Annotated in this window: 24 protein-coding genes, 1 tRNA gene and 1 pseudogene; 9 read left to right on the top strand and 17 right to left on the bottom strand. The window is 74.4% G+C overall.

Annotated elements, in window-relative coordinates; all coding sequences use genetic code 11:
* Window positions 1-39: 39 nt before the first annotated feature.
* Window positions 40-693 (bottom strand): ANTAR domain-containing response regulator, encoded by a 654-nt coding sequence (locus tag IF73_RS0101795; RefSeq protein WP_031002659.1) that lies wholly within the window; start codon window positions 691-693, stop codon window positions 40-42.
* 115 nt (window positions 694-808) lie between these two features.
* Between IF73_RS0101795 and IF73_RS0101790 the strand changes: the two genes are divergently transcribed.
* Window positions 809-882 (top strand) — tRNA-Leu (locus IF73_RS0101790).
* Between the two features lie 176 nt (window positions 883-1058).
* On the opposite strand, the gene pyk is transcribed toward IF73_RS0101790, so the two are convergent.
* Both pyk and IF73_RS0101780 read right to left on the bottom strand, forming a co-directional pair.
* The gene (gene pyk, locus IF73_RS0101785) at window positions 1059-2486 is read right to left on the bottom strand and encodes a pyruvate kinase (protein WP_031002657.1); all 1428 of its coding nucleotides are present in this window, start codon (window positions 2484-2486) and stop codon (window positions 1059-1061) included.
* A 147-nt stretch (window positions 2487-2633) separates the two neighbouring features.
* Window positions 2634-3317 carry an SIMPL domain-containing protein gene (locus IF73_RS0101780; RefSeq protein ID WP_031002655.1) on the bottom strand — a complete coding sequence of 228 codons (684 nt, stop codon included), beginning with the start codon at window positions 3315-3317 and terminating at the stop codon, window positions 2634-2636.
* A 147-nt stretch (window positions 3318-3464) separates the two neighbouring features.
* On the opposite strand from IF73_RS0101780, the gene IF73_RS0101775 reads away from it, so the two are divergent.
* A complete protein-coding gene (locus IF73_RS0101775; RefSeq protein WP_031002653.1) occupies window positions 3465-5261 on the top strand; it encodes a bifunctional metallophosphatase/5'-nucleotidase in 1797 nt (598 codons plus the stop codon).
* 4 nt (window positions 5262-5265) lie between these two features.
* Here the strand turns inward: IF73_RS0101775 and IF73_RS0101770 are convergent, their stop codons facing one another.
* The 6 genes from IF73_RS0101770 to IF73_RS0101745 all read right to left on the bottom strand — a co-directional run bounded on the left by IF73_RS0101770 (window position 5266) and on the right by IF73_RS0101745 (window position 12995).
* Window positions 5266-6678 carry a lysine N(6)-hydroxylase/L-ornithine N(5)-oxygenase family protein gene (locus IF73_RS0101770; RefSeq protein ID WP_031002651.1) on the bottom strand — a complete coding sequence of 471 codons (1413 nt, stop codon included), beginning with the start codon at window positions 6676-6678 and terminating at the stop codon, window positions 5266-5268.
* A complete protein-coding gene (locus IF73_RS0101765) occupies window positions 6675-8060 on the bottom strand; it encodes a pyridoxal phosphate-dependent decarboxylase family protein (RefSeq protein ID WP_031002649.1) in 1386 nt (461 codons plus the stop codon). The genes IF73_RS0101770 and IF73_RS0101765 overlap by 4 nt, the downstream gene beginning before the upstream one ends.
* A gap of 161 nt (window positions 8061-8221) precedes the next feature.
* A complete protein-coding gene (pepN, locus tag IF73_RS0101760; RefSeq protein WP_031002647.1) occupies window positions 8222-10708 on the bottom strand; it encodes an aminopeptidase N in 2487 nt (828 codons plus the stop codon).
* Between the two features lie 72 nt (window positions 10709-10780).
* Entirely contained in the window at window positions 10781-11770 is a 990-nt protein-coding gene (locus IF73_RS0101755; protein ID WP_031002645.1) for an asparaginase domain-containing protein, read from the bottom strand.
* Window positions 11770-12096, bottom strand: coding sequence for a chorismate mutase (locus IF73_RS0101750; RefSeq protein WP_031002643.1), 327 nt, complete (start codon window positions 12094-12096; stop codon window positions 11770-11772). Before IF73_RS0101750 ends, IF73_RS0101755 begins: the two co-directional genes overlap by 1 nt.
* 11 nt (window positions 12097-12107) lie before the next feature.
* Window positions 12108-12995, bottom strand: a complete 888-nt coding sequence (locus tag IF73_RS0101745) for a helix-turn-helix domain-containing protein (protein ID WP_031002640.1) — start codon at window positions 12993-12995, stop codon at window positions 12108-12110.
* An 81-nt stretch (window positions 12996-13076) separates the two neighbouring features.
* Between IF73_RS0101745 and IF73_RS0101740 the strand changes: the two genes are divergently transcribed.
* Window positions 13077-14831, top strand: a complete 1755-nt coding sequence (locus IF73_RS0101740; protein WP_031002638.1) for a glycoside hydrolase family 35 protein — start codon at window positions 13077-13079, stop codon at window positions 14829-14831.
* Between the two features lie 59 nt (window positions 14832-14890).
* On the opposite strand, the gene IF73_RS0101735 is transcribed toward IF73_RS0101740, so the two are convergent.
* Window positions 14891-15676, bottom strand: coding sequence for a S1 family peptidase (locus IF73_RS0101735; RefSeq protein WP_031002636.1), 786 nt, complete (start codon window positions 15674-15676; stop codon window positions 14891-14893).
* Between the two features lie 194 nt (window positions 15677-15870).
* On the opposite strand from IF73_RS0101735, the gene IF73_RS0101730 reads away from it, so the two are divergent.
* The 3 genes and pseudogenes from IF73_RS0101730 (at window position 15871) to IF73_RS0101725 (ending at window position 18454) form a co-directional block, all read left to right on the top strand.
* Entirely contained in the window at window positions 15871-16776 is a 906-nt protein-coding gene (locus IF73_RS0101730) for a hypothetical protein (RefSeq protein ID WP_051716480.1), read from the top strand.
* Between the two features lie 57 nt (window positions 16777-16833).
* Window positions 16834-16932: pseudogene (locus IF73_RS41790) on the top strand (SAM-dependent methyltransferase); the annotation flags it as partial.
* Between the two features lie 52 nt (window positions 16933-16984).
* A complete protein-coding gene (locus IF73_RS0101725; protein ID WP_037878066.1) occupies window positions 16985-18454 on the top strand; it encodes an ankyrin repeat domain-containing protein in 1470 nt (489 codons plus the stop codon).
* Window positions 18455-18474: 20 nt separating this feature from the next.
* On the opposite strand, the gene IF73_RS0101720 is transcribed toward IF73_RS0101725, so the two are convergent.
* The gene (locus IF73_RS0101720; RefSeq protein ID WP_031002631.1) at window positions 18475-19866 is read right to left on the bottom strand and encodes an MFS transporter; all 1392 of its coding nucleotides are present in this window, start codon (window positions 19864-19866) and stop codon (window positions 18475-18477) included.
* 125 nt (window positions 19867-19991) lie between these two features.
* Here IF73_RS0101720 and IF73_RS0101715 point away from each other — a divergent pair, with 125 nt between their 5' ends.
* The gene (locus IF73_RS0101715) at window positions 19992-20477 is read left to right on the top strand and encodes a MarR family winged helix-turn-helix transcriptional regulator (RefSeq protein ID WP_031002630.1); all 486 of its coding nucleotides are present in this window, start codon (window positions 19992-19994) and stop codon (window positions 20475-20477) included.
* On the opposite strand, the gene IF73_RS0101710 is transcribed toward IF73_RS0101715, so the two are convergent.
* Window positions 20474-21358: an SDR family oxidoreductase gene (locus tag IF73_RS0101710; RefSeq protein ID WP_031002627.1), complete on the bottom strand. Its 885-nt coding sequence runs from the start codon at window positions 21356-21358 to the stop codon at window positions 20474-20476. The two genes, IF73_RS0101715 and IF73_RS0101710, sit on opposite strands and share 4 nt — an antisense overlap.
* A gap of 253 nt (window positions 21359-21611) precedes the next feature.
* Between IF73_RS0101710 and IF73_RS0101705 the strand changes: the two genes are divergently transcribed.
* Window positions 21612-22505, top strand: a complete 894-nt coding sequence (locus tag IF73_RS0101705) for a tyrosine-protein phosphatase (protein ID WP_031002625.1) — start codon at window positions 21612-21614, stop codon at window positions 22503-22505.
* A gap of 82 nt (window positions 22506-22587) precedes the next feature.
* On the opposite strand, the gene IF73_RS0101700 is transcribed toward IF73_RS0101705, so the two are convergent.
* The 4 genes from IF73_RS0101700 to IF73_RS0101685 form a co-directional block, all read right to left on the bottom strand.
* The gene (locus IF73_RS0101700; protein ID WP_031002623.1) at window positions 22588-23205 is read right to left on the bottom strand and encodes a TetR/AcrR family transcriptional regulator; all 618 of its coding nucleotides are present in this window, start codon (window positions 23203-23205) and stop codon (window positions 22588-22590) included.
* A 39-nt stretch (window positions 23206-23244) separates the two neighbouring features.
* Window positions 23245-23757 (bottom strand): pyridoxamine 5'-phosphate oxidase family protein, encoded by a 513-nt coding sequence (locus IF73_RS0101695; protein WP_031002621.1) that lies wholly within the window; start codon window positions 23755-23757, stop codon window positions 23245-23247.
* A gap of 64 nt (window positions 23758-23821) precedes the next feature.
* Window positions 23822-24199, bottom strand: coding sequence for a VOC family protein (locus IF73_RS0101690; protein WP_031002619.1), 378 nt, complete (start codon window positions 24197-24199; stop codon window positions 23822-23824).
* 54 nt (window positions 24200-24253) lie between these two features.
* Entirely contained in the window at window positions 24254-24622 is a 369-nt protein-coding gene (locus IF73_RS0101685; protein ID WP_031002617.1) for a MerR family transcriptional regulator, read from the bottom strand.
* A 69-nt stretch (window positions 24623-24691) separates the two neighbouring features.
* Between IF73_RS0101685 and IF73_RS0101680 the strand changes: the two genes are divergently transcribed.
* The gene (locus tag IF73_RS0101680) at window positions 24692-25576 is read left to right on the top strand and encodes an aldo/keto reductase (RefSeq protein WP_031002616.1); all 885 of its coding nucleotides are present in this window, start codon (window positions 24692-24694) and stop codon (window positions 25574-25576) included.
* On the opposite strand, the gene IF73_RS0101675 is transcribed toward IF73_RS0101680, so the two are convergent.
* Complete coding sequence (locus IF73_RS0101675; RefSeq protein WP_031002614.1) at window positions 25571-26290, bottom strand: VWA domain-containing protein; 720 nt, start codon at window positions 26288-26290, stop codon at window positions 25571-25573. The genes IF73_RS0101680 and IF73_RS0101675 overlap by 6 nt on opposite strands.
* Window positions 26291-26380: the final 90 nt, after the last annotated feature.

Here is a 26380-nt window from a genome sequence, read left to right as displayed (position 1 = left end):
CGCGGGGCGGGCCTTCCGCCGTGTACGGGCCGGCCGGGGCTACTGCCCCTTGGCGGCCTTCTTCTCCTCGGCGTCCTCGATGACGGCCTCGGCGACCTGCTGCATGGACATGCGGCGGTCCATGGACGTCTTCTGGATCCAGCGGAAGGCGGCCGGCTCGGAGAGGCCGTACTGGGTCTGGAGGATCGACTTGGCGCGGTCGACCAGCTTGCGGGTCTCCAGGCGCTGGGTGAGGTCGGCGACCTCCTGCTCCAGGGCGCGCAGCTCGGCGAAGCGGGAGACGGCCATCTCGATGGCCGGCACGACGTCGCTCTTGCTGAAGGGCTTGACCAGGTACGCCATGGCACCGGCGTCACGGGCGCGCTCGACGAGGTCGCGCTGGGAGAAGGCGGTGAGCATGAGGACCGGGGCGATGGACTCGCCGGCGATCTTCTCGGCGGCGGAGATGCCGTCGAGCTTGGGCATCTTCACGTCGAGGATGACCAGGTCCGGGCGGTGCTCGCGGGCCAGCTCGATGGCGGCCTCGCCGTCGCCGGCCTCGCCGACGACCGTGTAGCCCTCTTCCTCCAGCATCTCCTTGAGGTCGAGGCGGATGAGGGCCTCGTCCTCGGCGATGACGACGCGGGTGGTCAGCGGCGGGACGTGGGACGCCTCGGCGTCCTCGGCGGGCTGGGGCGACTCGGGGGCGGTCACGCGGGCTCCTCGTTCGATGGCCTCGTTCCGAGGCGGATACAGCTCCCCATGAGCCTACCTACCTCCTGTAAGGTGGTGCCACGGCGGGTAACTGCCGACCTTCGTTTCAAAGGAAGCCCCGGTAGCCCAGCGGTTAGAGGCAATGGTCTCAAACACCATCCAGCGTGGGTTCGAATCCCACCCGGGGTACTTTACCTTCAATTCCAAGGTCCGCACCTGACGGACCCCTCCCCCCTTCGGCAGCGGCCGGTCGAGGATCGCCTCCGGCCGGGGCAGGGCGTGGGCGCGGAGAACGCGAGAACCCCGCCGCCTCGTGCTGTGGCGGGGTCCTTCCCGGCAGACCGTCGCGGCGCGAGGCCGGGCGGCTAGGCGAGCGGGTCTCCGATGTGGTGCACGCGCACCAGGTTCGTGGAGCCCGAGACGCCGGGCGGGGAGCCGGCCGTGATCACCACGACGTCACCCTTCCGGCAGCGCCCGATCCGCAGCAGCTCCTCGTCGACCTGGGCGACCATCGCGTCCGTGGAGTCGACGTGCGGGCCGAGAAAGGTCTCGACGCCCCAGGTCAGGTTGAGCTGCGAGCGGGTCCCCGGGTCCGGGGTGAAGGCCAGCAGCGGGATCGGCGAGCGGTAGCGGGAGAGCCGCCGCACGGTGTCGCCGGACTGGGTGAAGGCGACCAGGAACTTCGCGCCGAGGAAGTCGCCCATCTCGGCGGCGGCCCGGGCCACCGCGCCGCCCTGGGTGCGCGGCTTGTTCCGCTCGGTCAGCGGCGGCAGGCCCTTGGCGAGGACGTCCTCCTCGGCGGCCTCGACGATCCGGCTCATGGTGCGGACCGTCTCGATCGGGTAGCGCCCGACGCTGGTCTCGCCGGAGAGCATCACGGCGTCGGTGCCGTCGATGACGGCGTTGGCGACGTCGGACGCCTCGGCGCGGGTGGGCCGGGAGTTGTCGATCATCGAGTCGAGCATCTGGGTGGCGACGATGACCGGCTTGGCGTTGCGCTTCGCCAGCTTCACCGCGCGCTTCTGGACGATCGGGACCTGCTCCAGCGGCATCTCGACGCCGAGGTCGCCACGGGCGACCATGATGCCGTCGAAGGCGGCGACGATCTCCTCGATGTTCTCGACCGCCTGCGGCTTCTCGATCTTGGCGATGACCGGGAGGCGGCGGCCCTCCTCGTCCATGATCCGGTGGACGTCCTCGATGTCCCGGGCGGAGCGGACGAAGGAGAGGGCGATGACGTCGGCGCCGGTGCGCAGCGCCCAGCGGAGGTCCTCGACGTCCTTCGCGGAGAGCGCGGGGACCGAGACGGCGACGCCCGGCAGGTTGAGCCCCTTGTGGTCGGAGACCATGCCGCCCTCGACGACCCGGGTGTGCACCCGGGGGCCGTCGACGGAGGTGACCTCCAGGGTGACCCGCCCGTCGTCGACGAGGATCCGCTCACCGGCGGCGACGTCCCCGGCGAGGCCGGAGTAGGTGGTGCCGCAGCAGTGGCGGTCGCCCTCGGTGGGCTCCACGGTGATGGTGAACGCGTCGCCGCGTTCAAGGAGTACGGGACCCTCGCGGAAGCGGCCGAGCCGGATCTTCGGGCCTTGAAGGTCGGCAAGCACCCCGACGCTGCGACCGGTCTCCTCGGCCGCCTTGCGGACGCGCTGGTAGCGCTCCTCGTGCTCGGCGTAGGTGCCGTGGCTGAGGTTGAGGCGGGCCACGTCCATTCCGGCCTCGATCAACGCCTTGATCTGGTCGTATGTTTCGGTGGCGGGCCCAAGGGTACAAACGATTTTCGCTCGGCGCATGAGTCGAGCCTAGGGCCTTACCCATCAGTAGCCGGTGGGTCCGGCATGACTACTCAACAACCTTTCCGTGAAACGTTGTTGACAAGACTTGAATCTGTGCGCCGGCGTGCTCCGATGAGCGATTTCCGCGCCCCCGGACCGCTCGTCTCAGAGTGCGGGCGGCAGCATCGTGAAGCGCGCGATGACCTCGGCGGTCACCGTCCGGCGCTGCGGTTCGAGGTCGAGCGAGGGGGCCCCGCCGGCGCCCTCCCCCGCGAAGGAGGCGAGCATCGGCGCGAAGCCGCCGCCCTTCGGCGTCCCCGCCTCCGGCAGCCCGGCGTCCGACAGTTCGAGGAGTGAGCCGAGCGAGGTGCCCAGCGCCTCCGCGTAGGCGCGGGCCCGCCGGACCGCCTCCGCCACCGCGAGCCGGCGCGCCTCGGCGTACGCCTCCGAGTCCTGGCGCAGCTCCCACCACGGGCCGTCCACCTCCGTCTGGTCGCGGTCGGCGAGCTGGGGCACCAGTTCGCCGAGGACCGTGAAGTCGGTCAGTTCGACGCCGATCCGCACCCGCCCCCGGTAGGCCCGCACCTGCTCGCCCCGGGCCCGGCGGGGCTGTTCGGGCGCGATCGAGAAGCTGCCCGTCTCCAGCTTCCCCACCGCCGTCCCGCGCGCCCTGAGCAGATCGAGGACCTCGGTGTTGCGGCGGGTGAGGTCCGCGAGGACCGCGGCCCGGTCGGCGCCCCGCGCGGAGACGCCGATCCAGAACCGGGCCAGCTCCGGATCGACTTCCAGACGGCCCTCGCCGCGGACCGTCACCTGCGGCGCCTGGGGGGTGGGGTGGGTGTGCGTCACGGCGTGCTCCTCCGGGCCGGGGGTCGGTGGCGTAGGAACACTTTCCCACTCCGTAACCCGAAAGGGGTGTTGCCCGGGAGGCGTCTGAGCCAGAATCTACGCGCGTTGTGCACCTGAGACAGCGCCACGAACACCGAGGAGTACGACATGCCGCTGAACCGCCGGACTTTCCTGGAGAGCTCCGCAGCCATCGGGGCCGGGGCCGCCCTCACCGCCGGGACCGTCGCCCCCGCCGCGGCCCAGGAGCGCCGCCCCAGGCCGGCCAAGCGGTACTCCTTCACCGTCATGGGCACCACCGACCTGCACGGGAACGTCCTCAACTGGGACTACTTCACGGACAAGGAGTTCGACGACAAGGCCCACAACGACGTCGGCCTCGCCAAGATCTCCACCCTCGTCAACCAGGTCCGCGCCGCCAAGGGCCGCCGCAACACCCTCCTCATCGACGCCGGCGACACCATCCAGGGCACCCAGCTCTCGTACTACTACGCCAAGATCGACCCCATCACGCAGGCCGGCGGCCCGGTCCACCCGATGGCGCAGGCCATGAACGCCATCGGCTACGACGCCGCCGCGCTCGGCAACCACGAGTTCAACTACGGCATCCCGGTGCTGCGGAAGTTCGAGGAGCAGTGCGACTTCCCGCTGCTCGGCGCCAACGCGCTCGACGCGAAGACGCTGCGCCCGGCCTTCCCCCCGTACAGCCTCCACCGGCTGCGCACCCCGCACGGCAAGGACGTCCGGGTCGCGGTGCTCGGGCTGACCAACCCCGGCATCGCCATCTGGGACAAGGCCAACGTCAACGGCAAGATGGTCTTCCCCGGGCTGGAGGAGCAGGCCGCGAAGTGGGTGCCGAAGCTGCGCTCGATGGGCGCCGACGTCGTGATCGTCTCCGCCCACTCCGGCTCCAGCGGCACCTCCTCGTACGGTGACCAGCTGCCCCACATCGAGAACGCGGCCGGGCTCGTCGCCGAGCAGGTCCCCGGCATCGACGCGATCCTCGTCGGCCACGCCCACACCGAGATCCCCGAGTACCGGATAGCCAACAAGGAGACCGGCCGCGAGGTCGTGCTCTCCGAGCCGCTGAAGTGGGGCCAGCGCCTCACCCTCTTCGACTTCGACCTCGTGTGGGAGAAGGGCCGCTGGACGGTGGAGAAGGTCGCCGCCCAGGTCCTCAACTCCAACACCGTCGAGGAGGACCCGGAGATCACCGGTCTCCTCGCCGACGAGCACAAGAAGGTCGTGGAGTACGTCAACACCGTGATCGGCACCTCCACCGCCGTCATGACCACGGCCGACGCGCCGTGGAAGGACGAGCCGATCATCGACCTGATCAACGTCGTCCAGGCCGAGACCGTGAAGGCCGCGCTGGCCGGCGGCGCGCACGCCGCCCTGCCGGTGCTCTCGCAGGCGTCCTGCTTCTCCCGGACCGCCCGCATCCCGGCCGGCCAGATCACCATCAAGGACGCCGCCGGGCTCTACCCCTTCGAGAACACCCTGGAGGCCCGTCTGATGACGGGCGCCCAGCTGAAGGAGTACCTGGAGTACTCGGCGAAGTACTACGTGCAGACCCCGGCCGGCGCCCCCGTCGACACCGCGAAGCTCACCAACGCGGACAACACCCCGGACTACAACTACGACGCCGTGTACGGGCTCACCTACGAGATCGACATCGCCAAGCCGGCCGGACAGCGGATCACCGGCCTGTCCTTCGAGGGCAAGCCGCTCGACCCGGCCGCGACGTTCGTCCTCGCCGTCAACAACTACCGCGCCAGCGGCGGCGGCGCCTTCCCGCACGTCGCCAAGGCCGAGCAGCTGTGGGCGAACTCGGACGAGATCCGCAACACGATCATCCAGTGGGTGCGGGCCAAGGGCACGGTCGACCCGGCGCAGTTTGCGTCCGTGGGCTGGAAGCTGACCCGGGACGGCGTGCCGGTCTTCTAGCGGTTCAGTGCTCCACGAGAGGCGTCAGCTTCCGGTCCTGGGACGGGATGCTCGGCGCCTCTCGCGCGTCCAGGCCGAAGCTGGTGAAGGCGGTCCGGCGCGGCAGCGGGTACGGCTCCTTCCCGGTGACCGCGTTGAGGATGACCGCGCTGCGCCAGGCGGCCAGCCCCAGGTCGGGGGCGCCCACGCCGTGGGTGTGGCGCTCCGCGTTCTGCACGTACACCGAGCCGGTCACCGACGGGTCGAGGACCAGCCGGTACCGCTCGTCGATCTTCGCCCGGCCCGCCGAGTCGTGCCGCAGATAGGGGTCGAGGCCGGCCAGCATCCGGTCGACCGGGCGCTCCCGGTAGCCGGTGGCGAGGACGACGGCGTCGGTGGTGAGCCGGGAGCGGCTGCCCTGCTGGACGTGTTCCAGGTGCAGCTCGACCTGGGTGGTGGCGACCCGGCCCGCCGTGCGGACCCGGACCCCCGGGGTGAGGACGGCGTCCGGCCAGCCGCCGTGCAGGGTGCGGCGGTAGAGCTCGTCGTGGATGGCGGCGATGGTGTCCGCGTCGATGCCCTTGTGCAACTGCCACTGGCGGGGCATCAGTTCGCCCCGGACGGGCTCCGGGAGGGCGTGGAAGTAGCGGGTGTAGTCGGGCGTGAAGTGCTCCAGGCCCAGCTTCGAGTACTCCATGGGCGCGAACGCCTCGGTGCGGGAGAGCCAGCTGATCCGCTCGGCGCCGGCCGGGCGGGCCCGGAGCAGGTCGAGGAAGACCTCGGCGCCGGACTGGCCGGAGCCGATGACGGTGACGTGCCCGGCGCGCAGCAGCGTCTCGCGGTGGGCGAGGTAGTCGGCGGAGTGGATCACCGGGACGCCGGGGGCGTCGGCGAGCGGGCGCAGCGGCTCGGGGACGTACGGCTCGGTGCCCACGCCGAGGACCACGTTCCGGGTGTAGGCGCGGCCGAGGGCGGCGGCCTCGCCGTCCTGGTCGAGCTGGGTGAAGTCGACCTCGAACAGCTTCCGTTCGGGGTTCCAGCGGACCGAGTCGACCTGGTGGCCGAAGTGCAGGCCGGGCAGCCGCTCGCTGACCCAGCGGCAGTAGGCGTCGTACTCGGCGCGCTGGATGTGGAACTTCTCGGCGAAGTAGAAGGGGAAGAGCCGCTCGCGGCTGCGCAGGTAGCTGAGGAAGGACCAGGGGCTGGCCGGGTCGGCGAGGGTGACCAGGTCGGCCAGGAAGGGCACCTGGAGGGTGGCGCCCTCGATGAGGAGGCCCGGGTGCCAGTGGAAGGCGGGACGCTGCTCGAAGAAGGTCGCGGCGAGCCCGCCGGGGACGCCGTCGGCGAGGGCGGCGAGCGAGAGGTTGAACGGGCCGATGCCGACGCCCACCAGATCGTGCGGGCGGTCGAGGTCCTGCTGGGGGGTGCTGCCGGTCATCGGTCGGTGTCGCCTTCCGCGAGTTCCACGAGGGAGATGAGCTGGGCCAGGTCGTCGGGGGTGGTGTGGGGGTTGAGCAGGGTGGCCTTCAGCCACAGCCGGCCGTCGGCCTCGGCACGGCCGAGGACGGCCCGGCCGCCGGCGAGGAGGGTGCGCCGGACCCGGGCCACCCGGGCGTCGTCGGCGCCGGCAGGCCGGAGCAGGACGGTGGTGAGGACGGGCCGGTCGCGCAGCTCCAGGCCCGGGGCCTTCTCCACCAGGTCGGCGAGGTCCTGGGCGCGTTCCATGCAGAGGTCCACCAGGGCGCCGAGTCCGGAGCGGCCGAGGGCGCGCAGGGTGACGGCGGCCTTGAGGACGTCGGGGCGGCGGGTGGTGCGCAGGGAGCGGCCGAGGAGGTCGGGGAGGCCGGCCTCGGTGTCGTCGCCGGCGTTGAGGTAGGCGGCGGTGTGGCCGAGGGAGGTGAGGTCGCCGGGGTCGCGGACGGCGAGGAGTCCGGCGGCGACCGGCTGCCAGCCGAGCTTGTGCAGGTCGAGGGTGACGGTGCGGGCCCGGTCCAGGCCCGCCAGGAGGTGCCGGTGGGCGCGGCTGAGGAGGACCGGGCCGCCGTAGGCCGCGTCGGCGTGGAGTTCGGCGCCGTGCTCGGCGCAGAGGTCGGCGAGCTCCGGCAGCGGGTCGATCAGGCCCTCCTCGGTGGTGCCGGCCGTGGCGGCGAGGAGGACGGGCCCGTCCAGGGCGTCGAGGGTGCGGGCGACCGCCGCCGGGTCGAGGACGCCGCGGGGGGTGGGGACGGTGACCGGTTCGGAGAGGCCGAGGAGCCAGGCGGCGCGGCGGAAGGAGTGGTGGGCGTTGGCGCCGACGACGGTGGTGAGGGCGGGGCCGTGCCGTTCGCGGGCGAGGAGCAGGGCCAGCTGGTTGGACTCGGTGCCGCCGGTGGTGACGAGCGCGTCGGGGCGGCTCGCGCGCGGGAAGACCTCGGCGGCGAGGGCCGCGGTGACCTCCGCCTCCAGGGCGGAGGCGGAGGGCGCCTGGTCCCAGGAGTCCATGGACGGGTTGAGGGCGGTGGCGGCCAGGTCGGCGGCGGCGGCGAGGGCCAGCGGCGGGGTGTGCAGATGGGCGGCGCACAGCGGGTGGGCGGGGTCGGCGGCGCCGGCGGCGACCAGGTGGACCAGGGTGCGCAGGGCCTCGTCCGGTCCGGTGCCGGTCTCGGGGAGGACGTCCCCGAGGGTGTCGCGGACGCGTGCCGTGACCGCCGCGGGCCCGCCGGCCGGCAGCGGTCCGCCCCGTTCGTCCGCGCCGGTGCGCAGGGCGTCCAGGGCGATGCCGAGCAGGCGGCTGAGCGGGGTGGGCTGGGCGGCGAGGGGTGGCGGGGGTGCGGCACGCATGGACGACAGCGTGCCGGGGGCCGCCGGGCCCTGTCCGGCGACCGCGGTCACGTGACCCGAACGAGGGATGCCGACTTGCGGCCCGTCCGGGTCGGACCGGTTCGGGGTCGGCCCTCATGCCCCTGTCCGCCGGCGGGGACGGGGAGGCGGGGACGCTCTGGCTACGCCTCGCGGACGCGCAGGGCGCGGGCCAGGTCGTCGAGCTGGTCGACCAGCTTGCGGTGGAGGGCCGGGATCATGGTGCCGTCGGCGAGCCGGCGCTCGCCGAGGGCGAGGGAGCCGGCGTCGACCGCGTACGCGGGGAAGGCGTAGCGGCCGGCGGCCTCGGCCATGGCGGGGCCGCGGCGGTCGCCGAGGGCGATGGCCGCGTCGTAGAAGCGCTCCACGTACTCCTCGACCAGGTCGGCCTGTTCGGGCTGCCAGAAGCCGAGGGCGGTGGCGGTGAACAGGTAGTTCGACAGGTCGTCGGAGTCGAACATGGCGGCCCAGGCGGTGGCCTTGGCCGCCGGGTCCGGGAGCGCGGCGCGGCAGCGGGCCGCGCCTTCCTGGCCGGTGGCGCTGGGGTCGCGCTCCAGTTCGGCGGCGATGGCGGCCTCGTCGGTGGCGCCGAGGACGGCGAGCCGGGCGAGGATGCGCCAGCGCAGCTCGGGGTCGAGCTCGGGGCCGCCGTGGACGGTGCCCTCGTCGAGCCAGGAGGCGATCTGGTCGGGGGTGGTGGCGCTGTCGATCAGGGCGCGGACGGCGGTGAGGCGCAGGCCCGGGTCGTCGCCGTCCTCGGTGCGGCGGAGCAGGGCGCGGGCGATCTCCCGGAGGGTCGCGAGGGCGGCGGGGCGCTGCTCCGCGGCGACGTACCGGTCGGCGATCTGCTGCCGGGCGAAGGCCAGGACGCCCTGGACGATGCCGAGCTCGGTCTCCTCGGGGAGGTGGGCGCGGGCGAACTCCAGGTAGTCGGCGGGGGGCAGTTCGCCGTCGCGGACCATGTCGCGCATCGCGTTCCACACCACGGCCCGGGTGAGCGGGTCGGGGATGCGGGAGAGGCCGCGGAGGGCGGACTCCTCGGAGACCTCGTCGAAGCGGAGCTTGGCGTAGCTGAGGTCGCCGTCGTTGAGGACGACGAGGGCGGGGCGGGGGCCGGTGAGGCGGGCGGGCTCCTGCTGCGGGACGTCGAGGAGGAGTCGCTCGCGCAGGGCGAGTTCGCCGTCGGGGCGGCGGTCGTAGAGGCCGGCCTCGATGCGGTGGGGGCGGCTGCCCGCGCGGTCGACGGCGAGGTCCCAGCGGTTGCCCTCGCCGGTGAGGCGGGGGGTGAGGGTGTCGACGCCGGTGGTGCGGAGCCACTGCTCGGCCCAGGCGTGGACGTCGCGGTCGGTGGCGGCGGCGAGGTTGTCGATGAAGTCGGCGAGGGTGGCGTTGCCGAACCGGTGCCGCTTGAAGTGGATGTTGATGCCGGCGAGGAAGTCGGTCTCGCCGAGCCAGGCGACGAGCTGGCGCAGCGCGGAGGCGCCCTTGGCGTAGGAGATGCCGTCGAAGTTGAGGAGGGCGGAGGCGGTGTCGGGGACGGCCTCGGGGTCCGGGGCGACGGGGTGGGTGGAGGGGCGCTGGTCGGCGTCGTATCCCCAGGACTTGCGGGTGACGCCGAAGTCGATCCAGGTGTCGGCGAAGAGGTCGGAGCAGGCTTCGTTGACGGTCTGGTAGCCCATGTACTCGGCGAAGGACTCGTTCAGCCAGATGTCGTCCCACCAGCGGAGGGTGACGAGGTCGCCGAACCACATGTGGGCCATCTCGTGGGCGATGACCATGGCGCGGGTCATCCGCTCGGTGGCGGTGACGGCGGAGCGGAAGACGAACTCGTCGCGGAAGGTGACGAGGCCGGGGTTCTCCATGGCGCCGGCGTTGAACTCGGGGACGAACGCCTGGTCGTAGGAGTCGAAGGGGTAGGGCTCGTCGAACTTCTCGTGGAAGCGGTCGTAGCACGCCTTGGTGACGGCGATGATCTCGTCGGCGTCGGCGTCGAGGTAGGGCGCGAGGGAGCGGCGGCAGTGGATGCCGAAGGGCAGTCCGGCGTGCTCGGTGCGGACCGAGTGCCAGGGTCCGGCGGCGACGCAGACGAAGTAGGTGGAGAGCGGCGGGGTGGTGGCCGCGGTCCAGCGGCCGTCCTCCTGCTGCTCGGTGATGCCGTTGGAGAGGACGGTCCAGCCTTCGGGGGCGGTGACGGAGATGTCGAAGACGGCCTTCAGGTCGGGCTGGTCGAAGGCGGCGAAGACTCGCTGGACGTCCTCCATGAAGAGCTGGGTGTAGACGTAGGACTCGCCGTCGGTGGGGTCGAGGAAACGGTGCATGCCCTCGCCGGTGTGCGAGTAGCGCATGGTGGCGGTGACGGTCAGCTCGTGCTCGCCCTCGGCGAGGGTGAGCGGGAGGCGGTTCTCGGTGAGGGCGGCGGGGTCGAGGGGTTCGCCGTCGAGGGTGACGGAGTGCAGGGCGTCCGGCTTGACTTCGACGAAGGTGGACCCGGCGGCGCGGGCGGTGAAGCGGATGCGGCTGGTGGACCCGAAGGTCTCGTCGCCGCCGGTGAGGTCGAGGTCCACCGCGTAGTGGTGGACGTCGAGCAGCTGGGCACGGGTCTGCGCTTCGTCGCGCGTCAGTACGGACATGCGCCCTATGCTGCCCGATCGTCCGGTCGGCGGGCAGGGGGGTTGCGCAAGCCGGCTGGCTGAGGACTCGGCCTAGGCGAGGCCGGTGCCGTCGAGGTGGGCGAAGGCGGCGGTGATCCGGGGCCGGTCGTAGCCGGCGGGGCCGGCGGCGCCGCTGGAGACGAGGGCGGCGAGCAGCAGCCGGGCCTTGGCGGGGTCGAGCGGTCCGGCCGGGATCAGGCCGTGGTGGAGGAGGTCGTACTCGGAGCCGGGGCCGCGGTAGGTGTCGCTGAGGCCGGCGCCCGACCCGGTACGGGAGGCGAGGACGACCGGGATGCGGCGGGCGATGGCGGCGAGCGGTTCGACGAGCCAGGCGGGGGCGTGGCCGGCGCCGAAGGCGGCGACGACGAGGCCCTGGAAGCGGTCGTCGACGGCGGAGAGGAGTTCGCCGCGGTCGCCGAGGGTGAGGGTGACGAGGGCGATCCGGACCGTGGGGTCGTAGGAGAGCCGGCAGGGCGCGGTGGGCACGGTGGGGCGGAGCAGGATCCGCGGGGTGCCCTCGACGACGGTGCCGAGGGGTCCGGCGCCGGGCGAGGCGAAGGTGGCGACGGAGGTGGTGTGGGTCTTGCGGGCGTGCCGGGCGGCGTGGATCTCGTCGGCGAGGACGACGAGGACGCCGAGGCCGCGGCAGGCGGGGTCGGCGGCGACGGCGAGCGCGGCGGCGAGGTTGGCGGGGCCGTCGGCGCCGGGCAGGTCGGGGCGGCGCATGGCGCCGGTGACGGCGATGGGGGCCCGTTCGGTGGGGCAGAGCAGGTCGAGGAGGAAGGCGGTCTCCTCCAGGGTGTCGGTGCCCTGGACGACGACGACGCCGGAGCCGGCGGCGACGGCCTCGTTCACCTCGGCGGCGAGGGCGGTGAGGTCCTCGGGGGTGAGCGTGGAGGAGGGGAGCCGGCGGAAGTCGCGGAGGTCGACGTCGTCGGGGGCGCCGAGCGCGGCGAGGACCTCGGGGCCGGTCATCCGGCCCAGTTCGCCGCCGCGCGCGGAGATGGTGCCGCCGAGGGTGAAGACGGTGACCGGGGCCATCAGCGGGCTCCGTCCGCGATCGTCTCGTGGTGGCGGATGACCTCGGCGATGATGAAGTTGAGGAGCTTCTCGGCGAAGGCCGGGTCGAGTTTGGCGCTCTCGGCGAGTTCCCGCAGCCGGGCGATCTGGCGGGCCTCGCGGGCCGGGTCGGCGGGCGGCAGCTGGTGCTCGGCCTTGAGGACGCCGACCTGCTGGGTGCACTTGAAGCGCTCGGCGAGCATGTGGACGACGGCGGCGTCGATGTTGTCGATCGACTCGCGCAGCCGGGTCAGCTCGGCGCGGACGGACGGGTCGATGTCGCTGGAGTCGTTCCTGGTGTCGCTCATGGTCAGCGAGCTTAGACGGAGTCTCCGCCGATGGTCGGCGGGTGTTCGGGATCCGGGATCCGGTCGCTCCAGCCGCCGTGGACGGCGCGGCCCTGCTGCTCGCGGAAGCGGACGGGGGCGAGACCGACCCTTCGGGTGAAGAGCCGGGAGAAGTAGGCGGGGTCGTCGTAGCCGACGCGCCGGGCGACGGCGGCGACGGGCAGTTCGGTGGCGGCGAGGAGTTCCTTGGCGCGGCCGAGCCGGACGGTGAGCAGGTAGTCCTTGGGGCTGCATCCGGCGGCGCGGCGGACGGCGGCGCGCAGCTCGGCGGCGGTCATGCCGTGCCGGGCGGCGTGCTCGGCGACGGAGTACGGCTGGAAGGCGTCGCGGGCGAGGCCGGTGAGGACGGGGTCGCCGTCGGCGTCGGTGTCGGCGCGGCCGCGGCGCAGGGCGACGAGGAGTTCGTGGACGGCGGCGGCGGTCTCGACCTCCAGGAGCGGGTTGCCGGGGCGGGCGGCGCGGGCGACGCGGCCGATGGCGGCGCGGGCGGGGGCGGCGTCGGCGAGCGGGACGACGGGCCGGTCGGGTTCGATGTAGCCGAGTTCGGTGTAGGTGGCGGCGGCGGGTCCGGTGAAGTCGACGAAGGACTCGTCCCAGCCGGTGGCGGGGTCGGCGCCGTAGTGGTGGGGGACGCCGGGGGTGAGCCAGAGGAGGGCGGGGGCGGCGACGGGGGTGGTGCGGCCGTCGGCGGTGCGGTACCAGCCGCCGCCGGCGGAGACGACGACGGCGACGTGGTGGTCGAGGGTGCGGGGGCCGACGACGGGGAGCCGGCCGTGCTGGAGTCCGACGCCGAGGCAGACCAGGCCGAGGCGGTGGTGGACGGGTCCGGGCGTGAAGTAGCGCATCCAGGTGTGGTACATGCCGGTGGCCCTCCGTAACGTCCAAACTGCGACGATCTTTGTCCATGGACCGGCCCGCCGCCAGGGGGTGAGGGTGAGGCCATGAGCACGTTCGCCGTGGGTGACGAGGACTTTCTGCTCGACGGGCGGCCGGTGCGGCTGCTGTCGGGGGCGCTGCACTACTTCCGGGTGCACGAGGGGCACTGGGCGCACCGGCTCGGCATGCTGCGGGCGATGGGCCTGGACTGCGTGGAGACGTACGTGCCGTGGAACCTGCACGAGCCGGAGCCGGGCCGGTACGCGGATCCGGAGGCGCTGGGCCGCTTCCTGGACGCGGTGGCGGCGGCCGGGATGCGGGCGATCGTGCGGCCGGGGCCGTACATCTGCGCCGAGTGGGAGAACGGCGGGCTGCCGCACTGGCTGACGGGGCCGCTGGGGCGGCGGGTGCGGACCCGGGACCCGGAGTTCCTGGCGCCGGTGGAGCGGTGGTTCCGGCGGCTGCTGCCGCAGGTGGTGGCGCGGCAGGTGGACCGGGGCGGGCCGGTGGTGATGGTCCAGGTGGAGAACGAGTACGGGAGTTACGGGAGTGACGCCCGCTATCTGGAGTGGCTGGCGGGACTGCTGCGGGGGTGCGGGGTGACGGTGCCGCTCTTCACCTCGGACGGGCCGGAGGACCACATGCTGACGGGCGGTTCGGTGCCGGGGGTGCTGGCGACGGCGAACTTCGGTTCGGGCGCGGCGGAGGGCTTCGCGGTGCTGCGCCGGCACCGGCCGTCGGGGCCGCTGATGTGCATGGAGTTCTGGTGCGGCTGGTTCGACCACTGGGGCACGGAGCACACGGCGCGGGGCGCGGCGGACGCGGCGGAGGCGCTGCGGGAGATCCTGGAGTGCGGGGCGTCGGTGAACGTCTACATGGCGCACGGGGGCTCGAACTTCGGCGGCTGGGCGGGGGCGAACCGCTCCGGCGACCTGCACGACGGGCGGCTGCTGCCGACGGTGACCTCGTACGACTACGACGCGCCGGTGGACGAGTGGGGGCGGCCGACGGAGAAGTTCCACCGCTTCCGGGAGGTGCTGGCGCGGTACGCGGCGGGGCCGCTGCCGGAGGTGCCGGAGCCGCCGGCCCGGCTGGCGGCGCCGGTGCGGGCGGACGTGGCGGAGTGGGCGCCGCTGGACGCGGTCCTGGAGGCGCTGGGCGGCGCGGAGGTCGAGGCGGGGGCGCCGCCGGCCTTCGAGGAGCTGGACGTGGACCGGGGGCTGGTGCGGTACCGCTTCGCCGTGCCGGGTCCCCGGCAGCCGTATCCGCTCCGGGTGACGGGTCTGCGGGACCGGGCGCAGGTGTGGGTGGACGGGGTCTTCGCCGGGGTGCTCACGGAGGAGGACGCGGTGCTGCCGGAGCCGGTGGCGGGCCCGGCCGTGGTGGAGCTGTGGGTGGAGTCGCTGGGCCGGGTGAACTACGGGCCGCGGCTGGCCGAGCCGAAGGGGATCACCGGCGGGCTGCTGCACGAGCGGCAGTACGTGCACGGGGTGCGGGCCCGGGGGCTGCGGCTCGGCGCGTTCACGGCGGAGGCGGTGGGCGGCCGGGTGCCGTTCCGGAAGGCGGTGGAGCGCCGCGGGGGGCGGGGGCTGTACCGGGCCTCGGTGGAGGTCGCGGGCGCGGGCGACGCGGAACTGCGGCTGCCGGGCGCGGGCCGGGGCTTCGTCTGGGTGAACGGCTTCTGTCTGGGCCGGTACTGGCCGGCGGCGGGTCCACAGGAGGGCCTGTTCGTGCCGGGGCCGGTGCTCCGGGAGGGCGCGAACGAGGTGTGGGTGCTGGAGGTCGAGGGCGAGGGCCCGGGGGGTGTGGAGCTGGGCTGAGCGTGCGCGGGGAGGGGCCCCGGGGCGCTGTGCCGCCCCGGGGCCCCTCCGTCCGTGGGTTACAGCGTGGCCGCGGCGGACTTGATCGCGGCGGCGAAGGTCGAGACCTCCGTGTAGACGCCGGGGTAGCCGGCCCGCGCGCAGCCCTCGCCCCAGCTCACGATGCCGACCTGGATCCAGGCGCCGGCGTTGTCCTTGCGGAACATCGGGCCGCCGGAGTCGCCCTGGCAGGTGTCGACGCCGCCCTGGTCGTAGCCGGCGCAGATCTCCTCGGACGGGACGAGGTCGCTGCCGTACGCGGCCTGGCAGGAGGCGTCCGAGACGAAGGGGACGTTCGCCTTGAGCAGGTAGCGCTGCTGGGAGCCGCCCTCGCGGGCCGCGCCCCAGCCGGCCACGGTGAAGGTGCCGCTGTTGTAGGCGGTGGTCTCGGCGATCTTCAGGGTGGGCAGCGAGGTGATGGGGCTGGCGAGCTTGATGAGCGCCCAGTCCTTGCCCTTGCCGTTGTAGCCGGGGGCCTGAAGAACCTTGGTGGAGCGGACCTTGATGGCGCTGCTGGAGTAGAGGTCCACGACGCCGGCGGTGGCGGTGATGGAGGTGTTGGTGCCGGAGCCGCTGACGCAGTGGGCGGCGGTGAGGACGATCTGAGGGGTGATCAGGGAGCCGCCGCAGCCCATGGAGAGCCGGACCATCCAGGGGAACTCGCCCTGGGCGGCGCGGGTGCCGCCGACGACCGGCGTGGGGGCGGCGGTGGCGGTGGAGACGGGCTGGAGGCTGATCGCGGCGAGCGCGACGGCGCCGGCGGCGGCGAGTTTCTGCAGGGTGCGGACGATTCGGTTCTTCTGCACGGTCTGCCTTCTCTCGTGGGGGGTTCTTGCATGGGGGGTGCGGCCCTGACGGCGGGTCCCGCACGTCCATGGGGTGACATGCGCCCGTCAAGGCATGTCCGGATTATGGACAGGGCTCAACTGCCGCCACAAGAAAGCCTTTTCGGCCAGACGCCACAACGGGACCGTACAGTGGAGGGCGGGGGTGATCGCGGATGACGGACCGCCACAGGGCCGACCGGGTCGGCGAGGACGCCCACGGAGTGCGGCACGGCTTCCCCCACCGGGAGGCCGTACGGGCCTCGCTCACCGCGCTCTGGCGGCGCGTCGGCCCCGACGGCGTCGCCCGCTACCCGACCAGCGTGACCGCCGCCGACGTGGCCCTCTCCCCCGGCGAGGACCCGCTCCTCGGCGCCACCCGGGTGGCCGGCGTCCTGGTGCGCCACCTGCGCCTCCCCGAGGCGCCCACGGTGGTGACCTTCCGGACGATGGAGCACGCCGCGACCGTCGAGCCCGCGGCCGGACCCGCGTACCAGGTCGAGCTCAACGCGCGCTTCCGGGCCCGGCCGCGGGACATCGGCGCCGCCCTCGCCCACGAGCTCACCCATGTCCTGCTGCACCGGCTGGACCTGGGCTTCCCCGACACCGGGCGGAACGAGATCCTCACGGACGTGACGGCCGCGTACCTCGGCGCCGGATGGCTGCTTCTCGACGCCTTCCGGCAGGACGGCGCCGAGAGCCAGAAGCTCGGCTACCTCACCCCGGAGGAGTTCGGCTGGGTCCTCGCGCGGCGGGCCGCGCTCTTCGGCGAGGACCCCTCCCCCTGGTTCACCAGCGCCGTCGCGTACGAGGCGTGGCGGCGGGGCGCGGCCGAGGCCGACCGGGAGCGCCGGCTGCCCCCGCTGGCCGGGGCCGGCTGGGCCGACCGCCGCCGCTACGCCCGCGAGCGGCGCCTGGGGCGGGCCGCGCCGGGCGCGCCGTACGCCTTCGACGGCGGCGCACCGGCGACCGCCGTCGCCTTCCCCTGCCCCGTCTGCCACCAGCGCCTCCGCGTCCCGGCCGGCCGGACGCTGCGGGCCCGCTGCCGGCTGTGCCGGACGGTCCACGACTGCGCCGGGTGACGGGCCACCGGCGGACAACGCCGCACCGCCGTCTCGTCGTGGGGCCGCCTGCCCCCGTACCGGGACCGGCTGTGGGAGCTGCACGGACGGATCGGCCGGGAGGGTCCCTTCGTGGCGCACACCGCCCGCTTCCTCGTCGAGGCCCGCAAGCCCTGAGCCGGCCGGGACGGATTTGCGCCGGCGGCCGACGGCGGGTCAGGGTCGGAGGATGAGCACGCTGTTCGACGCGATCGCGGGCGGGGACGAGGACGCGGTCGTCCGGGCCCTGCGGGCGGGGGCCGATCCCGAGGCCACCGACGACGGGGAGACCGCCCTCTACCGCGCGGCCGTCGCCGACGAGCCGGGGATCGTGCGGCTGTTGCTCGCCGCCGGGGCCGACCCCGGGCGGGCGAGCGGGGCGGACGGCGGCGACCTGCCGCTCTGCGGCGCGGCCTGCGGCGGGCACGCGGGGACCGTGCGGGCGCTGCTCGCGGCGGGGGCCGCGCCCGACCAGGAGGAGGAGTTCGGCTTCACCGCGCTCGCCTGGGCGGTGCGGCTCGGGCACGCGGAGGTCGTCCGCGCGCTGCTCGCGGCAGGCGCCGACGCCGATCGGACCGGCCCCGACGGGCTCGCCCCGCTGACCGCCGCCGCCCGGCGCGGCTCGACCGCCTGTGTACGGGCGCTGCTCGACCGCGGCGCGCGGGGCGCCGAGGCGGCGCTGCGGGAGGCGCGGCGGTGGATCGGGGTGGACGTGGCGGCCGAGCTGCGGCGTGGGCTCGTCGCCGGGCACGGGGGCGGGGAGACGTACGAGGCCGTGGTGCGGCGGGTACGGGAGGACGGCGGGATCACCGTCGTCGTCGAGCTGCTGCGGGAGGACGGGCGGCCGGGCAGCGGGGACGAGCGGCAGACCGGGCACGCGGCCGTCGCGACCCTCCTGGAGGCGGCGCTCGGGCGGCGCACCCCGGCCGAGGAGCTGGCCGCGCGGGCGCTGCGGCAGGGGGACCCGGAGCTCGACGACTGGACGACGGCGGTGGACGAACTCGCCGGGCGGGCCGACGAGGAGACCTTCGTGGCGGCGGCCGGCTGGTGCGCCGACCGCGATCCGCTGCGGCGGGCGCTCGGCGCGCGGGTCCTCGGCGCGCTGCCCGGGTTCGCGGCGAGCGCGGTGCCGGTGCTGCGGCGGCTCGCGGCCGGGGCGGCGGGCCCGGCGCGGGAGCCGCTCCTGTCGGCGGTGACGGCGCTCGGGGCCTGCGCGGAACCGGCCGCGGTGCCGGAGCTGCTGGCCGCCGCGGCCCATCCGGACCCGGAGGTGCGGCGGGCGGCGGCGGGGGCGCTGGCGGGGCTCGTACCGGCCGGCGACATGGAGGCGCTGGGGGTGCTGCTCGCGCTGAGCCGGGACGGGGACGCGCGGGTGCGGGACTGGGCGGTGCTGGCCCTCGCCGAACTGCCGGACGACACGCCGCTGGTGCGGGAGGCGCTGGCGGAGCGGCTCGCCGACCCCGATCCGGAGACGGCGGCGGAGGCGGCCCGCGGGCTCGCGATCCGCCAGGACCCGCGGGCGGTGGACGCGCTGGCGGCGGTCCTGGCGGACGGCGACCCGGACGGCGCGCCCCGCGAGACGGCGCTGGCCGCCCTGGAGTTCGTGCGCGACGCCCGGGTCAGGACCCGGCTGGAGTGGATCCCCCCGCGCCGTCGCTGACGGCGCGGGACCGCCCCGGGTCAGGGGGTCTCCGGCACCGCCGTACGCGGCAGGCCGAGGCTCAGCAGGGCGGTGAGGGCGTAGGCGCCGAGGACCCAGGGGAGGGCCGCCGCGAGGGAGAGGTCGGCGAAGTAGGCGGTGCCGACGACGGCCGCGCCGAGGGCGCCGCCGAACTGCTGGGCGGTGGAGAAGACCCCGGAGGCGCCGCCGGCGAGTGCGGCGGGGGCGGCGGAGAGGACGATGTTCACCAGCGGGACGACGAGGAGTCCGAGCCCGGCACCCGCGACGACGAGGCCGGGGACGAGCGGCCAGGCGGCGGTGGCGTGCGGGGAGGCGTGCTCCATGGCGTACCAGACCCAGCCGTAGCCCGCGCCCATCAGCACCGCGCCGGCGGCGGGGACGTACCGGCCCAGCTTCACGGCGAGGGGTTCGGCGGCCGGCGCGGTGAGGAAGCCGCCGGCGGAGAAGGCGACCATGAGGACGCCCGCCTGGGTCGGGGTGTAGCCCTGGCCGCCCTGCAGCCAGAGGGCGAGGACCAGGAAGAAGCCCTGCATGCCGAGGGCGAAGAGGAGCTGGACGGCGAGGCCGAGGGAGAAGGCCGGGACGGTGAAGAGGCGGCGCGGGATCACCGCGCCGCGGGCGGCGACGCCGGTCACCGCGAGCACGCCGGCCGCGAGCAGCCCCCAGCCCCACAGCGGCCAGCCCCACTCGCCGCCCTGGACCAGGGGGAGGACCACGGCGACCAGACCGGCGGCGAGGACCAGGCTGCCGAGGACCGGCGGCCGGGTCGTCGAGCGCTCGCGGGTGGAGGGGACGAGGACGACGGCGGCCGCGAGGGTGAGGGCGGCCACCGGGACGTTCACCAGGAAGACCGTGCGCCAGCCGAGGCCGAAGAGGTCGGCGTCGGTGAGGATCCCGCCGAGCAGCAGGCCCAGCGCGGAGGCGAAGCCGGCCACCGCCCCGTACATGCCGAAGACCTTGCCGCGCTCCCGGCCCCGGAAGAGGCTGTGGAAGGAGCCGAGGACCTGCGGCATGAGGACGGCGGCGGCGACGCCCTGCACGGCCCGGGCGGCGATCAGCTGGCCGGGGGTCTGGGCGAGTCCGCAGGCCAGGCTGGCGAGGCCGAAGGCGGCGGTGCCGGCGAGGAAGAGCGGGCGCCGGCCGTAGCGGTCGCCGAGGCGGCCGGCGACGACGAGGGTGGCGGCGAAGCCGAGGAGGTAGGCGGAGACCGTCCACTGGAGGGCGCTGTCGGAGGCGCCGAGGCCCTGCCCGAGGGAGGGCAGGGCGACGTTGACGATCGTGACGTCGACCAGGTCCATCAGGGCGGCGGTCATCAGGACGGCGGCCGCGGCCCAGCGGCGCGGGTGGGCGGTGTCGGCGCCGGGGGCGCTCGACACGGTCAGGGACGGCATGGGAACCCCTCCAGGAGCTTCACAGTTATTTCGTTCGGGCGAACGAAATAAAGGTCCCACACTGCGGCCGGCCGCCGCAAGTCTTTCGTTCGGTCGAACGAAATGAATTTTGCTAGGCTGCCGCCATGAGCGAGCAGACCCCAGACGGGCAGGAGCGGGCGGAGGTCGTCGCCGCCCTGACCACCGCCGGCCGCGACTCCAGCGCGGCCTCGGTCGCCTTCCACACGGCCATCGCCGCCCGGCAGGACCTGGGCGCCACCGAGACCAAGACGCTCGACCTGCTCCAGCGGCACGGCCCGCTCACCGCGAAGGAGCTGGCCGGGCACTCCGGCCTGGCCCCCGCCTCCGTCACCGGCCTCGTCGACCGCCTGGAGCGCAAGGGGTACGTGCGCAGGGTGAAGCACCCGACGGACAAGCGCCGGGTGCTGATCGAGCCCCGCCCCGAGAAACTGGCCGAGCTGGCCCCGCTCTTCGACGACTGGGCCCGCGAGGTGCACGAGCTGTACGAGGAGTTCAGCACCGCCGAACTGCGCACGGTCCTGCGCTTCCTGACCGGCGCCACCGAGCGCCAGCGCGCCGCGACCCGCCGCCTCGCGGACCCGGAGAGCTAGGAGCCCTCGGCGCCGTACACCGGCTGCGGCGGCTCGGCGAGGGCCAGCAGCTTGCGGGCGGTCTCGCCCGCCTCCGCCGGGGTCCTGCGGCCGCCGCCGGTCTCGCCCGGACCCGGGCGCCAGCCCTCCATCACCGTCAGCCGGCCGCCCTCGGCCTCGAAGACCCGGCCGGTGACGCCCGCCGAGGCCGCCGAGCCGAGCCAGACCACCAGCGGGGAGACGTCCTCGGGGAGGGCCTGCAGGCCGTCGAAGACCCGCTCGGTCATCCGGGTGCGGGCCGCCGGGGCGACGGCGTTGACCTGCACGCCGTAGCGGGCGAGTTCGGCGGCGGCGACCAGGGTGAGGCCGACGACGGCCGCCTTCGCCGCCGCGTAGTTCCCCTGTCCGACGCTGCCGAGCAGCCCCGCGCCGGAGGTCGTCTGCACGACCCGCGCCTCGGGCGTGCGCCCCGCCTTCGCCTCGGCGCGCCAGTGCGCGGCGGCGTACCGCAGCGGCAGGAAGTGCCCCTTGGCGTGGACGCGCATCACCGCGTCCCAGTCCTTCTCGTCCAGGTTGACCAGCATCCGGTCGCGCAGGAAGCCGGCGTTGCAGACCAGGGTGTCGAGCCGGCCGAAGGCGTCGAGGGCGGTGGTGACGAGCGAGGCGGCGCCCTCGCTGGAGGCGATGTCGCCGCCGTGGGCGACGGCCTCGCCGCCGGCGGCCCTGATCTCCTCGACGACGGCGGTGGCCGGGCTGTCGGGTCCGGGCGTGCCGTCGAGGCCGACGCCGAGGTCGTTGACGACGACCCGGGCGCCCTCGGCGGCGAAGGCGAGCGCGTGGGCCCGCCCGAGCCCGCGGCCCGCTCCGGTGACGACGACCACGCGGCCTTGGCAGATCCCCATCCGAGCTCTCCCTCACGGCTGTCGCGACCCCACGGCCGCTGCGGTACGGACCGGCGGCGGCGCCCCCGGTGCGGCCGGGGTGCCCTTCCGGCGGGGGTGAGCACGCCCCTCCCCGTCCGACCCGTCGGCTGCTACCTTCCTCACCGGGAAGCCGCCTAACAAACGTTTGGTGGGAACATAGCCGACGCGCTCCCGCGTGTCTGCACCCCGCGGCCGAACCGAACCCCCTTCCCCCCTCAGCAAGGGAGTCCGCATGTCCCTGTCGAGACGCGCACTGCTGACCACCGCCGGGGCCGCCACCCTCGTGGCGACCGTCCCGCCGTCCGCCGCCGCCGCTCGCCCCCTGACCACGAGTCCCATCCGCCAGATCCCGCTCCAGGGCGCGGTGAACGTCCGCGACCTGGGCGGATACCCCACCTACGACGGCGCGCGGGTCCGGCACGGCCTCGTCTACCGGGCCGACCACCTCGGCAGGCTGACCGACGCCGACGTGACCACGCTCGGCGGGCTCGGCCTCTCCCGGGCGATCGACTTCCGTATCCCGCTGGAGGTCGGGTACGACGGGGCCGACCGGCTGCCCGCCGGGGTCGCCGCCGTCTCCCGGCCGGTCACCGACCACGGCCTCTTCGGGCAGCTGCTCGCCGCGATCGGCTCGCGCGACCCGGTGCGGCAGGAGGAGATGCTGGGCGGCGGCCGCGCGGCCGCCTTCATGACGGACGTGTACCGCACCTTCGTCACCGACGCGGCGAACCGGGACGCCTTCGGGCGCACCCTGCGCGAACCGGCCGCCCCCGGCACGGGTCCGGTGCTCTACCACTGCACCTCGGGCAAGGACCGCACCGGCTGGGCGAGCTGGCTGATCCTGCGGCTCGCCGGGGTGCCCGAGCAGCTCGCCACCGAGGACTACCTGGCCTCCAACGCGTTCCGCGCCGCGCACGACGCCCGGGTCCGCGAGGGCCTGAAGGCGGCGGGCCTGATGCAGAACCCGGAGCTGATCGTGCCGCTCCAGGAGGTCCGCCGGGAGTACCTGGACGCGGCCCTGGCCGAGGTCCGCTCCGGCTACGGCGGCCTGTACCGCTATGTGACGGCCGGCCTGGGCCTGGACCTGCGCACCCTGACGGGTCTGCGGGAGCGGCTCGCCGGCTGACGCGGGTGCGGCGCGGCCCGTGCGGGGGCCGCGCCCGCCCGCGTACGACCCGACCCGCCCGGTGGGACGACGGCCGGGCGGGTCAGGCGCGTACGGCGACCCCGTCGAGGACCATGGACAGGTACTGGCGGGCGATCTCCTCGGGGCCGTGGTGCCCGCCCGGCCGGTACCAGGAGGCCGCGACCCAGACGGTGTCGCGGAGGAAGCGGTAGGTGAGCCGGATGTCGAGGTCGGCCCGGAACACCCCGTCCGCCACCCCGCGCTCCAGCGTGCCGAGCCACGCCTTCTCGAACCGGCGCTGCGAGTCCGCGAGATAGGCGAACCGGGGCAGGTCGGTGAGGTGGCGGGACTCCTTCTGGTAGATGGCGACGGCGGCGCGGTGCCGGTCGATCTCGCGGAAGGACTCGGTGACGAGCGCCTCGACCGTCTCCCGGGGGCCGAGACCGGCGGCGAGGACGGCGTCGTACCCCTCCCACAGCTCGGTGAGGAAGGTGGAGAGGATCTCGTCGAGCATCGACTCCTTGGAGTCGAAGTGGTAGTAGAGGCTGCCGGCGAGCATGCCGGCGGCGTCCGCGATCTTGCGGACGGTGGTGGCGTTGTAGCCCTGGGCGGCGAACACCTCGGCGGCGGTGTCGAGGAGTTCGCGGCGCCGCTCCGGCGCGGCGGCGTTCACCTGGTTCTTCTTCTTGGTCGCTGACACCCGCCCATTGTCGTCGGTCCCGGGCGGCCGTCGGCGGGCTCAGCGGTCCTCGCGCGGCGGGGCGTCGTCGTTGCCGCGCCGCAGGGTGCGCGGCGGGCGTCCCGGGCGCCAGGTGGTGAAGCAGATCTCGTCGCCCTCCACCCAGGTCCGTACGACCTCGGCGGGCTCCACCCGGAAGAGGTGGAAGGGCAGCGGCGCCCCGGCCTCCGCGGCGTACCGGGCGACCTCTGCGGGGTCGGTGACCTCGACGGCCCGCCCGGAGATCCGCACGTCCCCGCCGCCCATGTCCGTGCCGGCGCCGGGGTTGGCGAGCAGCGAGAACCGGGGGTCGCGCCGCAGGTCGAGCGCCTTCCGCGAGTTCGGCATCATGCCGAGCCACAGCTCGCCGTCCCGGAAGTCGGCCTCGATGCCGCTGAGCCGCGGCGAGCCGTCCTTCCGGAGGGTGGCGAGGGCGTGGTGGGTGTACTGCCCGAAGCGCTCCCGGACGGTGGCGGCGAGGGCGGGTTCGGCGGCCTCGAAGGCCGCCCAGGCGAGGGTTCCGGTGTCACGCATGGTCCCAGGTAACACCGGATACCCGACATCTTCCGTCCGGATTGCTCCGAGCGTTCCCGAGGAGTCAGGAACCGGCCCGCTCCGCCTTGCTGCGCTCCACGCAGAACTCGTTGCCCTCCGGGTCGGTCAGCGTCGCCCAGCCGGTGCCGTCCGGCCTGCGGTGGTCGCCGACCAGCTTCGCCCCGAGCGCGAGCAGCCGCTCGACCTCCTCGTCCCGGGTCCGGTCCTGCGGCTGGAGGTCGAGGTGGACCCGGTTCTTCACCGACTTCCCCTCGGGGACCCGGATGAAGAGCAGGGAGGCGCCCGCCGACTCGACCGTGGCCTCGGGGTCCCCGGGGTGGTCGTCGTCGTCGAGCCGGCCGTCGAGGACCTCCGCCCAGAACGTGGCGAGGGCGTGGGCGTCGGCGCAGTCGATGGTCACATGGCGTACGAGAGAGCTCATGGCCCGATGATCCCCCGGCCGCCCGGACGGCCGCCATCGCTTTCCGACCATCCGTCAGCCGGCGGCGGGCGCCAGGCCCTTGCCCTCCGTGGCGGCGACCAGGGCCGCCAGCGAGGAACGGGCGCCCTGGAGGTCGTGGATCTGGGCGTCGATCGCGTCGAGGCGGGCCACCAGGAGGGGGCTGAGGCAGGGTTCGATCTCCGCCTCGCTGCCGCAGACGCAGTCCAGCACCTCGGCGATGACCCGGGTGGGGAGGCCGGCGCCCAGGAGGGCGCGGATGCGGCGGACCACGGCCGGGGCGTCGGGGCCGTAGCGGCGCTGGCCGCCCGGGGTGCGGTCCGGGACGAGCAGGCCCTGCTCCTCGTAGTAGCGGAGCAGCCGGACCGCGACGCCCGTCTCCCGTGACAGCTCACCGATCCTCATGTGATCCCCCTCACAACGCCCTGGCGGGACTTGAAGCTCACATCCATGTGAGCTCCTAGCGTCTGCCGCATGACGACGAACACGAACGACTCCACCGTATTCCTGCTGGGCGGCGATCTTCCGGTCCGCCGCATCGGCTACGGCACCATGCGGCTCGCCGACGGCCCCGGGGACCCCACCGGGCCCGAGGCGCGGATCTGGACGGCACCGGCCGACCGGGCGGCGGCGGTCCGGCTGCTGCGGACGGCCGCCGAGGCCGGGGTGACGCTCTTCGACACGGCGGACGCGTACGCCCTGGGCGCCGGCGAGGAGCTGCTCGCCGAGGCGCTCGCCCCGTACGGGGACGAGGTCGCCGTCGCGACCAAGGTGGGCGTGGTGCGGCCCTCCCCCACCGAGTGGGTGCCGCTCGGCCACCCCGCCTATCTGCGCCAGCAGGCCGAGCTGAGCCTGCGCCGGCTCCGCACCGACCGGATCGACCTGCTGTACCTGCACCGGCTGGACGAGAACGTGCCGGTGGCCGAGCAGGTCGGGGCGCTGCGGCGGCTCCAGGAGGAGGGGAAGGTCCGGCACGTCGGCCTCTCCGAGGTGACGGTGGCGCAGCTGACGGAGGCCGAGGCGGTGGCGCCGGTGGCGGCGGTGCAGAACCTGTACAACCTGGCGGCCCGTGACCACGAGGCGGTCCTGGAGCACACCGCCGGGCGCGGGATCGCGTTCGTCCCCTTCTTCCCGATCGCGATGGGCGGGCACACGGATCCGGCCGGGCCGGTCGCGGCCGTGGCCCGCGAGGTCGGGGCCACCCCGTCGCAGACGGCGCTGGCCTGGCTGCTGCACCGGGCGCCGCACGTGCTGCCGATCCCCGGCACCTCCTCCGAGCACCATCTGAAGGAGAACCTGGGCGCGCTGGACGTGCGGCTCACGGACGAGCAGTTCGCCCGGCTCGGCGCCGGGTCATGACCGGACGATGCCCTGGGCGCGGGCGGCGGTGAGCCAGCGGGGGAACTCGGCGACCAGCCGGTCGTACAGCTCCGCGTCCGCGATCCGGCCGGGGTCCTTCCCGGCGTGGAAGAAGCCGGAGTTGTCGACGCACCGCCGCTCGGGGACGGCGAGTTCGTCGAGCCGGCGGAGGAAGTCGAACTGCTTGCTGCCGGGGTCGCCGAAGCCGACGAACTGCCAGAACAGCGGCAGCCGGGCCGCCTTGCAGACGTACCGCTCGGCGGCGAGCCGGTTGATGGGGCCGCCGTCGGTCTGGAAGACGACGAGGGCGGGCGCGGTGGCCCCGCTGTCGAGGTAGTGGTCGATGACCGCGTCCATGGCGAGGTGGTAGCTGGTCTTGCCCATGTGGCCGAGGCCGGCGACGATCCGGTCGACCCGGCCCTGGTGGTCGTCGAGCCGGATCTCGGTCTCGGCGTCGACGTCGGTGGAGAAGAAGACGACCGGCACCCGGCCGTCGTCGTCGAGCTGGGCGGAGAGCCCGAGCACCCGGTCGGCGAGGGCCTGGACGCTGCCGTCGTTGTAGTACGGCTTCATCGAGCCGGAGTAGTCGACGACGAGGTACACCGCCACCCGCTGCCCGTCGACACCGTGCCGGCGCAGCGACTCGCCGGCCGTCTTGTACAGGCTGACCAGCGCGGGCGCGGTCTCCTCCACCTTGCGCAGGCTCAGTGCCATGTCAGCGCTCCCCCTCGGCTCTGTCGGTGCCGGTTCTCCGTGTCCGCGAGCATGGCGTCGGCCAGGTCGTGCCCGGCAGCGTAGTACCGC

The organism is Streptomyces sp. NRRL F-5727, assembly GCF_000719555.1.
Lineage (GTDB): Bacteria > Actinomycetota > Actinomycetes > Streptomycetales > Streptomycetaceae > Streptomyces.
Note: the sequence above shows the minus strand (reverse complement) of the source record. Positions and strands in the feature narration are given on the sequence as shown.

What these genes read in the sequence shown, in the direction of transcription:
- pyk (WP_031002657.1), bottom strand. Translation starts at nt 2,486, where the DNA reads ATGCGCCGAGCGAAAATCGTTTGTACCCTTGGGCCCGCCACCGAAACA.
- IF73_RS0101775 (WP_031002653.1), top strand. Translation starts at nt 3,465, where the DNA reads ATGCCGCTGAACCGCCGGACTTTCCTGGAGAGCTCCGCAGCCATCGGG.
- IF73_RS0101770 (WP_031002651.1), bottom strand. Translation starts at nt 6,678, where the DNA reads ATGACCGGCAGCACCCCCCAGCAGGACCTCGACCGCCCGCACGATCTG.
- IF73_RS0101765 (WP_031002649.1), bottom strand. Translation starts at nt 8,060, where the DNA reads ATGCGTGCCGCACCCCCGCCACCCCTCGCCGCCCAGCCCACCCCGCTC.
- pepN (WP_031002647.1), bottom strand. Translation starts at nt 10,708, where the DNA reads ATGTCCGTACTGACGCGCGACGAAGCGCAGACCCGTGCCCAGCTGCTC.
- IF73_RS0101755 (WP_031002645.1), bottom strand. Translation starts at nt 11,770, where the DNA reads ATGGCCCCGGTCACCGTCTTCACCCTCGGCGGCACCATCTCCGCGCGC.
- IF73_RS0101750 (WP_031002643.1), bottom strand. Translation starts at nt 12,096, where the DNA reads ATGAGCGACACCAGGAACGACTCCAGCGACATCGACCCGTCCGTCCGC.
- IF73_RS0101745 (WP_031002640.1), bottom strand. Translation starts at nt 12,995, where the DNA reads ATGTACCACACCTGGATGCGCTACTTCACGCCCGGACCCGTCCACCAC.
- IF73_RS0101740 (WP_031002638.1), top strand. Translation starts at nt 13,077, where the DNA reads ATGAGCACGTTCGCCGTGGGTGACGAGGACTTTCTGCTCGACGGGCGG.
- IF73_RS0101730 (WP_051716480.1), top strand. Translation starts at nt 15,871, where the DNA reads ATGACGGACCGCCACAGGGCCGACCGGGTCGGCGAGGACGCCCACGGA.
- IF73_RS0101725 (WP_037878066.1), top strand. Translation starts at nt 16,985, where the DNA reads ATGAGCACGCTGTTCGACGCGATCGCGGGCGGGGACGAGGACGCGGTC.
- IF73_RS0101720 (WP_031002631.1), bottom strand. Translation starts at nt 19,866, where the DNA reads ATGCCGTCCCTGACCGTGTCGAGCGCCCCCGGCGCCGACACCGCCCAC.
- IF73_RS0101715 (WP_031002630.1), top strand. Translation starts at nt 19,992, where the DNA reads ATGAGCGAGCAGACCCCAGACGGGCAGGAGCGGGCGGAGGTCGTCGCC.
- IF73_RS0101710 (WP_031002627.1), bottom strand. Translation starts at nt 21,358, where the DNA reads ATGGGGATCTGCCAAGGCCGCGTGGTCGTCGTCACCGGAGCGGGCCGC.
- IF73_RS0101705 (WP_031002625.1), top strand. Translation starts at nt 21,612, where the DNA reads ATGTCCCTGTCGAGACGCGCACTGCTGACCACCGCCGGGGCCGCCACC.
- IF73_RS0101695 (WP_031002621.1), bottom strand. Translation starts at nt 23,757, where the DNA reads ATGCGTGACACCGGAACCCTCGCCTGGGCGGCCTTCGAGGCCGCCGAA.
- IF73_RS0101690 (WP_031002619.1), bottom strand. Translation starts at nt 24,199, where the DNA reads ATGAGCTCTCTCGTACGCCATGTGACCATCGACTGCGCCGACGCCCAC.
- IF73_RS0101685 (WP_031002617.1), bottom strand. Translation starts at nt 24,622, where the DNA reads ATGAGGATCGGTGAGCTGTCACGGGAGACGGGCGTCGCGGTCCGGCTG.
- IF73_RS0101680 (WP_031002616.1), top strand. Translation starts at nt 24,692, where the DNA reads ATGACGACGAACACGAACGACTCCACCGTATTCCTGCTGGGCGGCGAT.
- IF73_RS0101675 (WP_031002614.1), bottom strand. Translation starts at nt 26,290, where the DNA reads ATGGCACTGAGCCTGCGCAAGGTGGAGGAGACCGCGCCCGCGCTGGTC.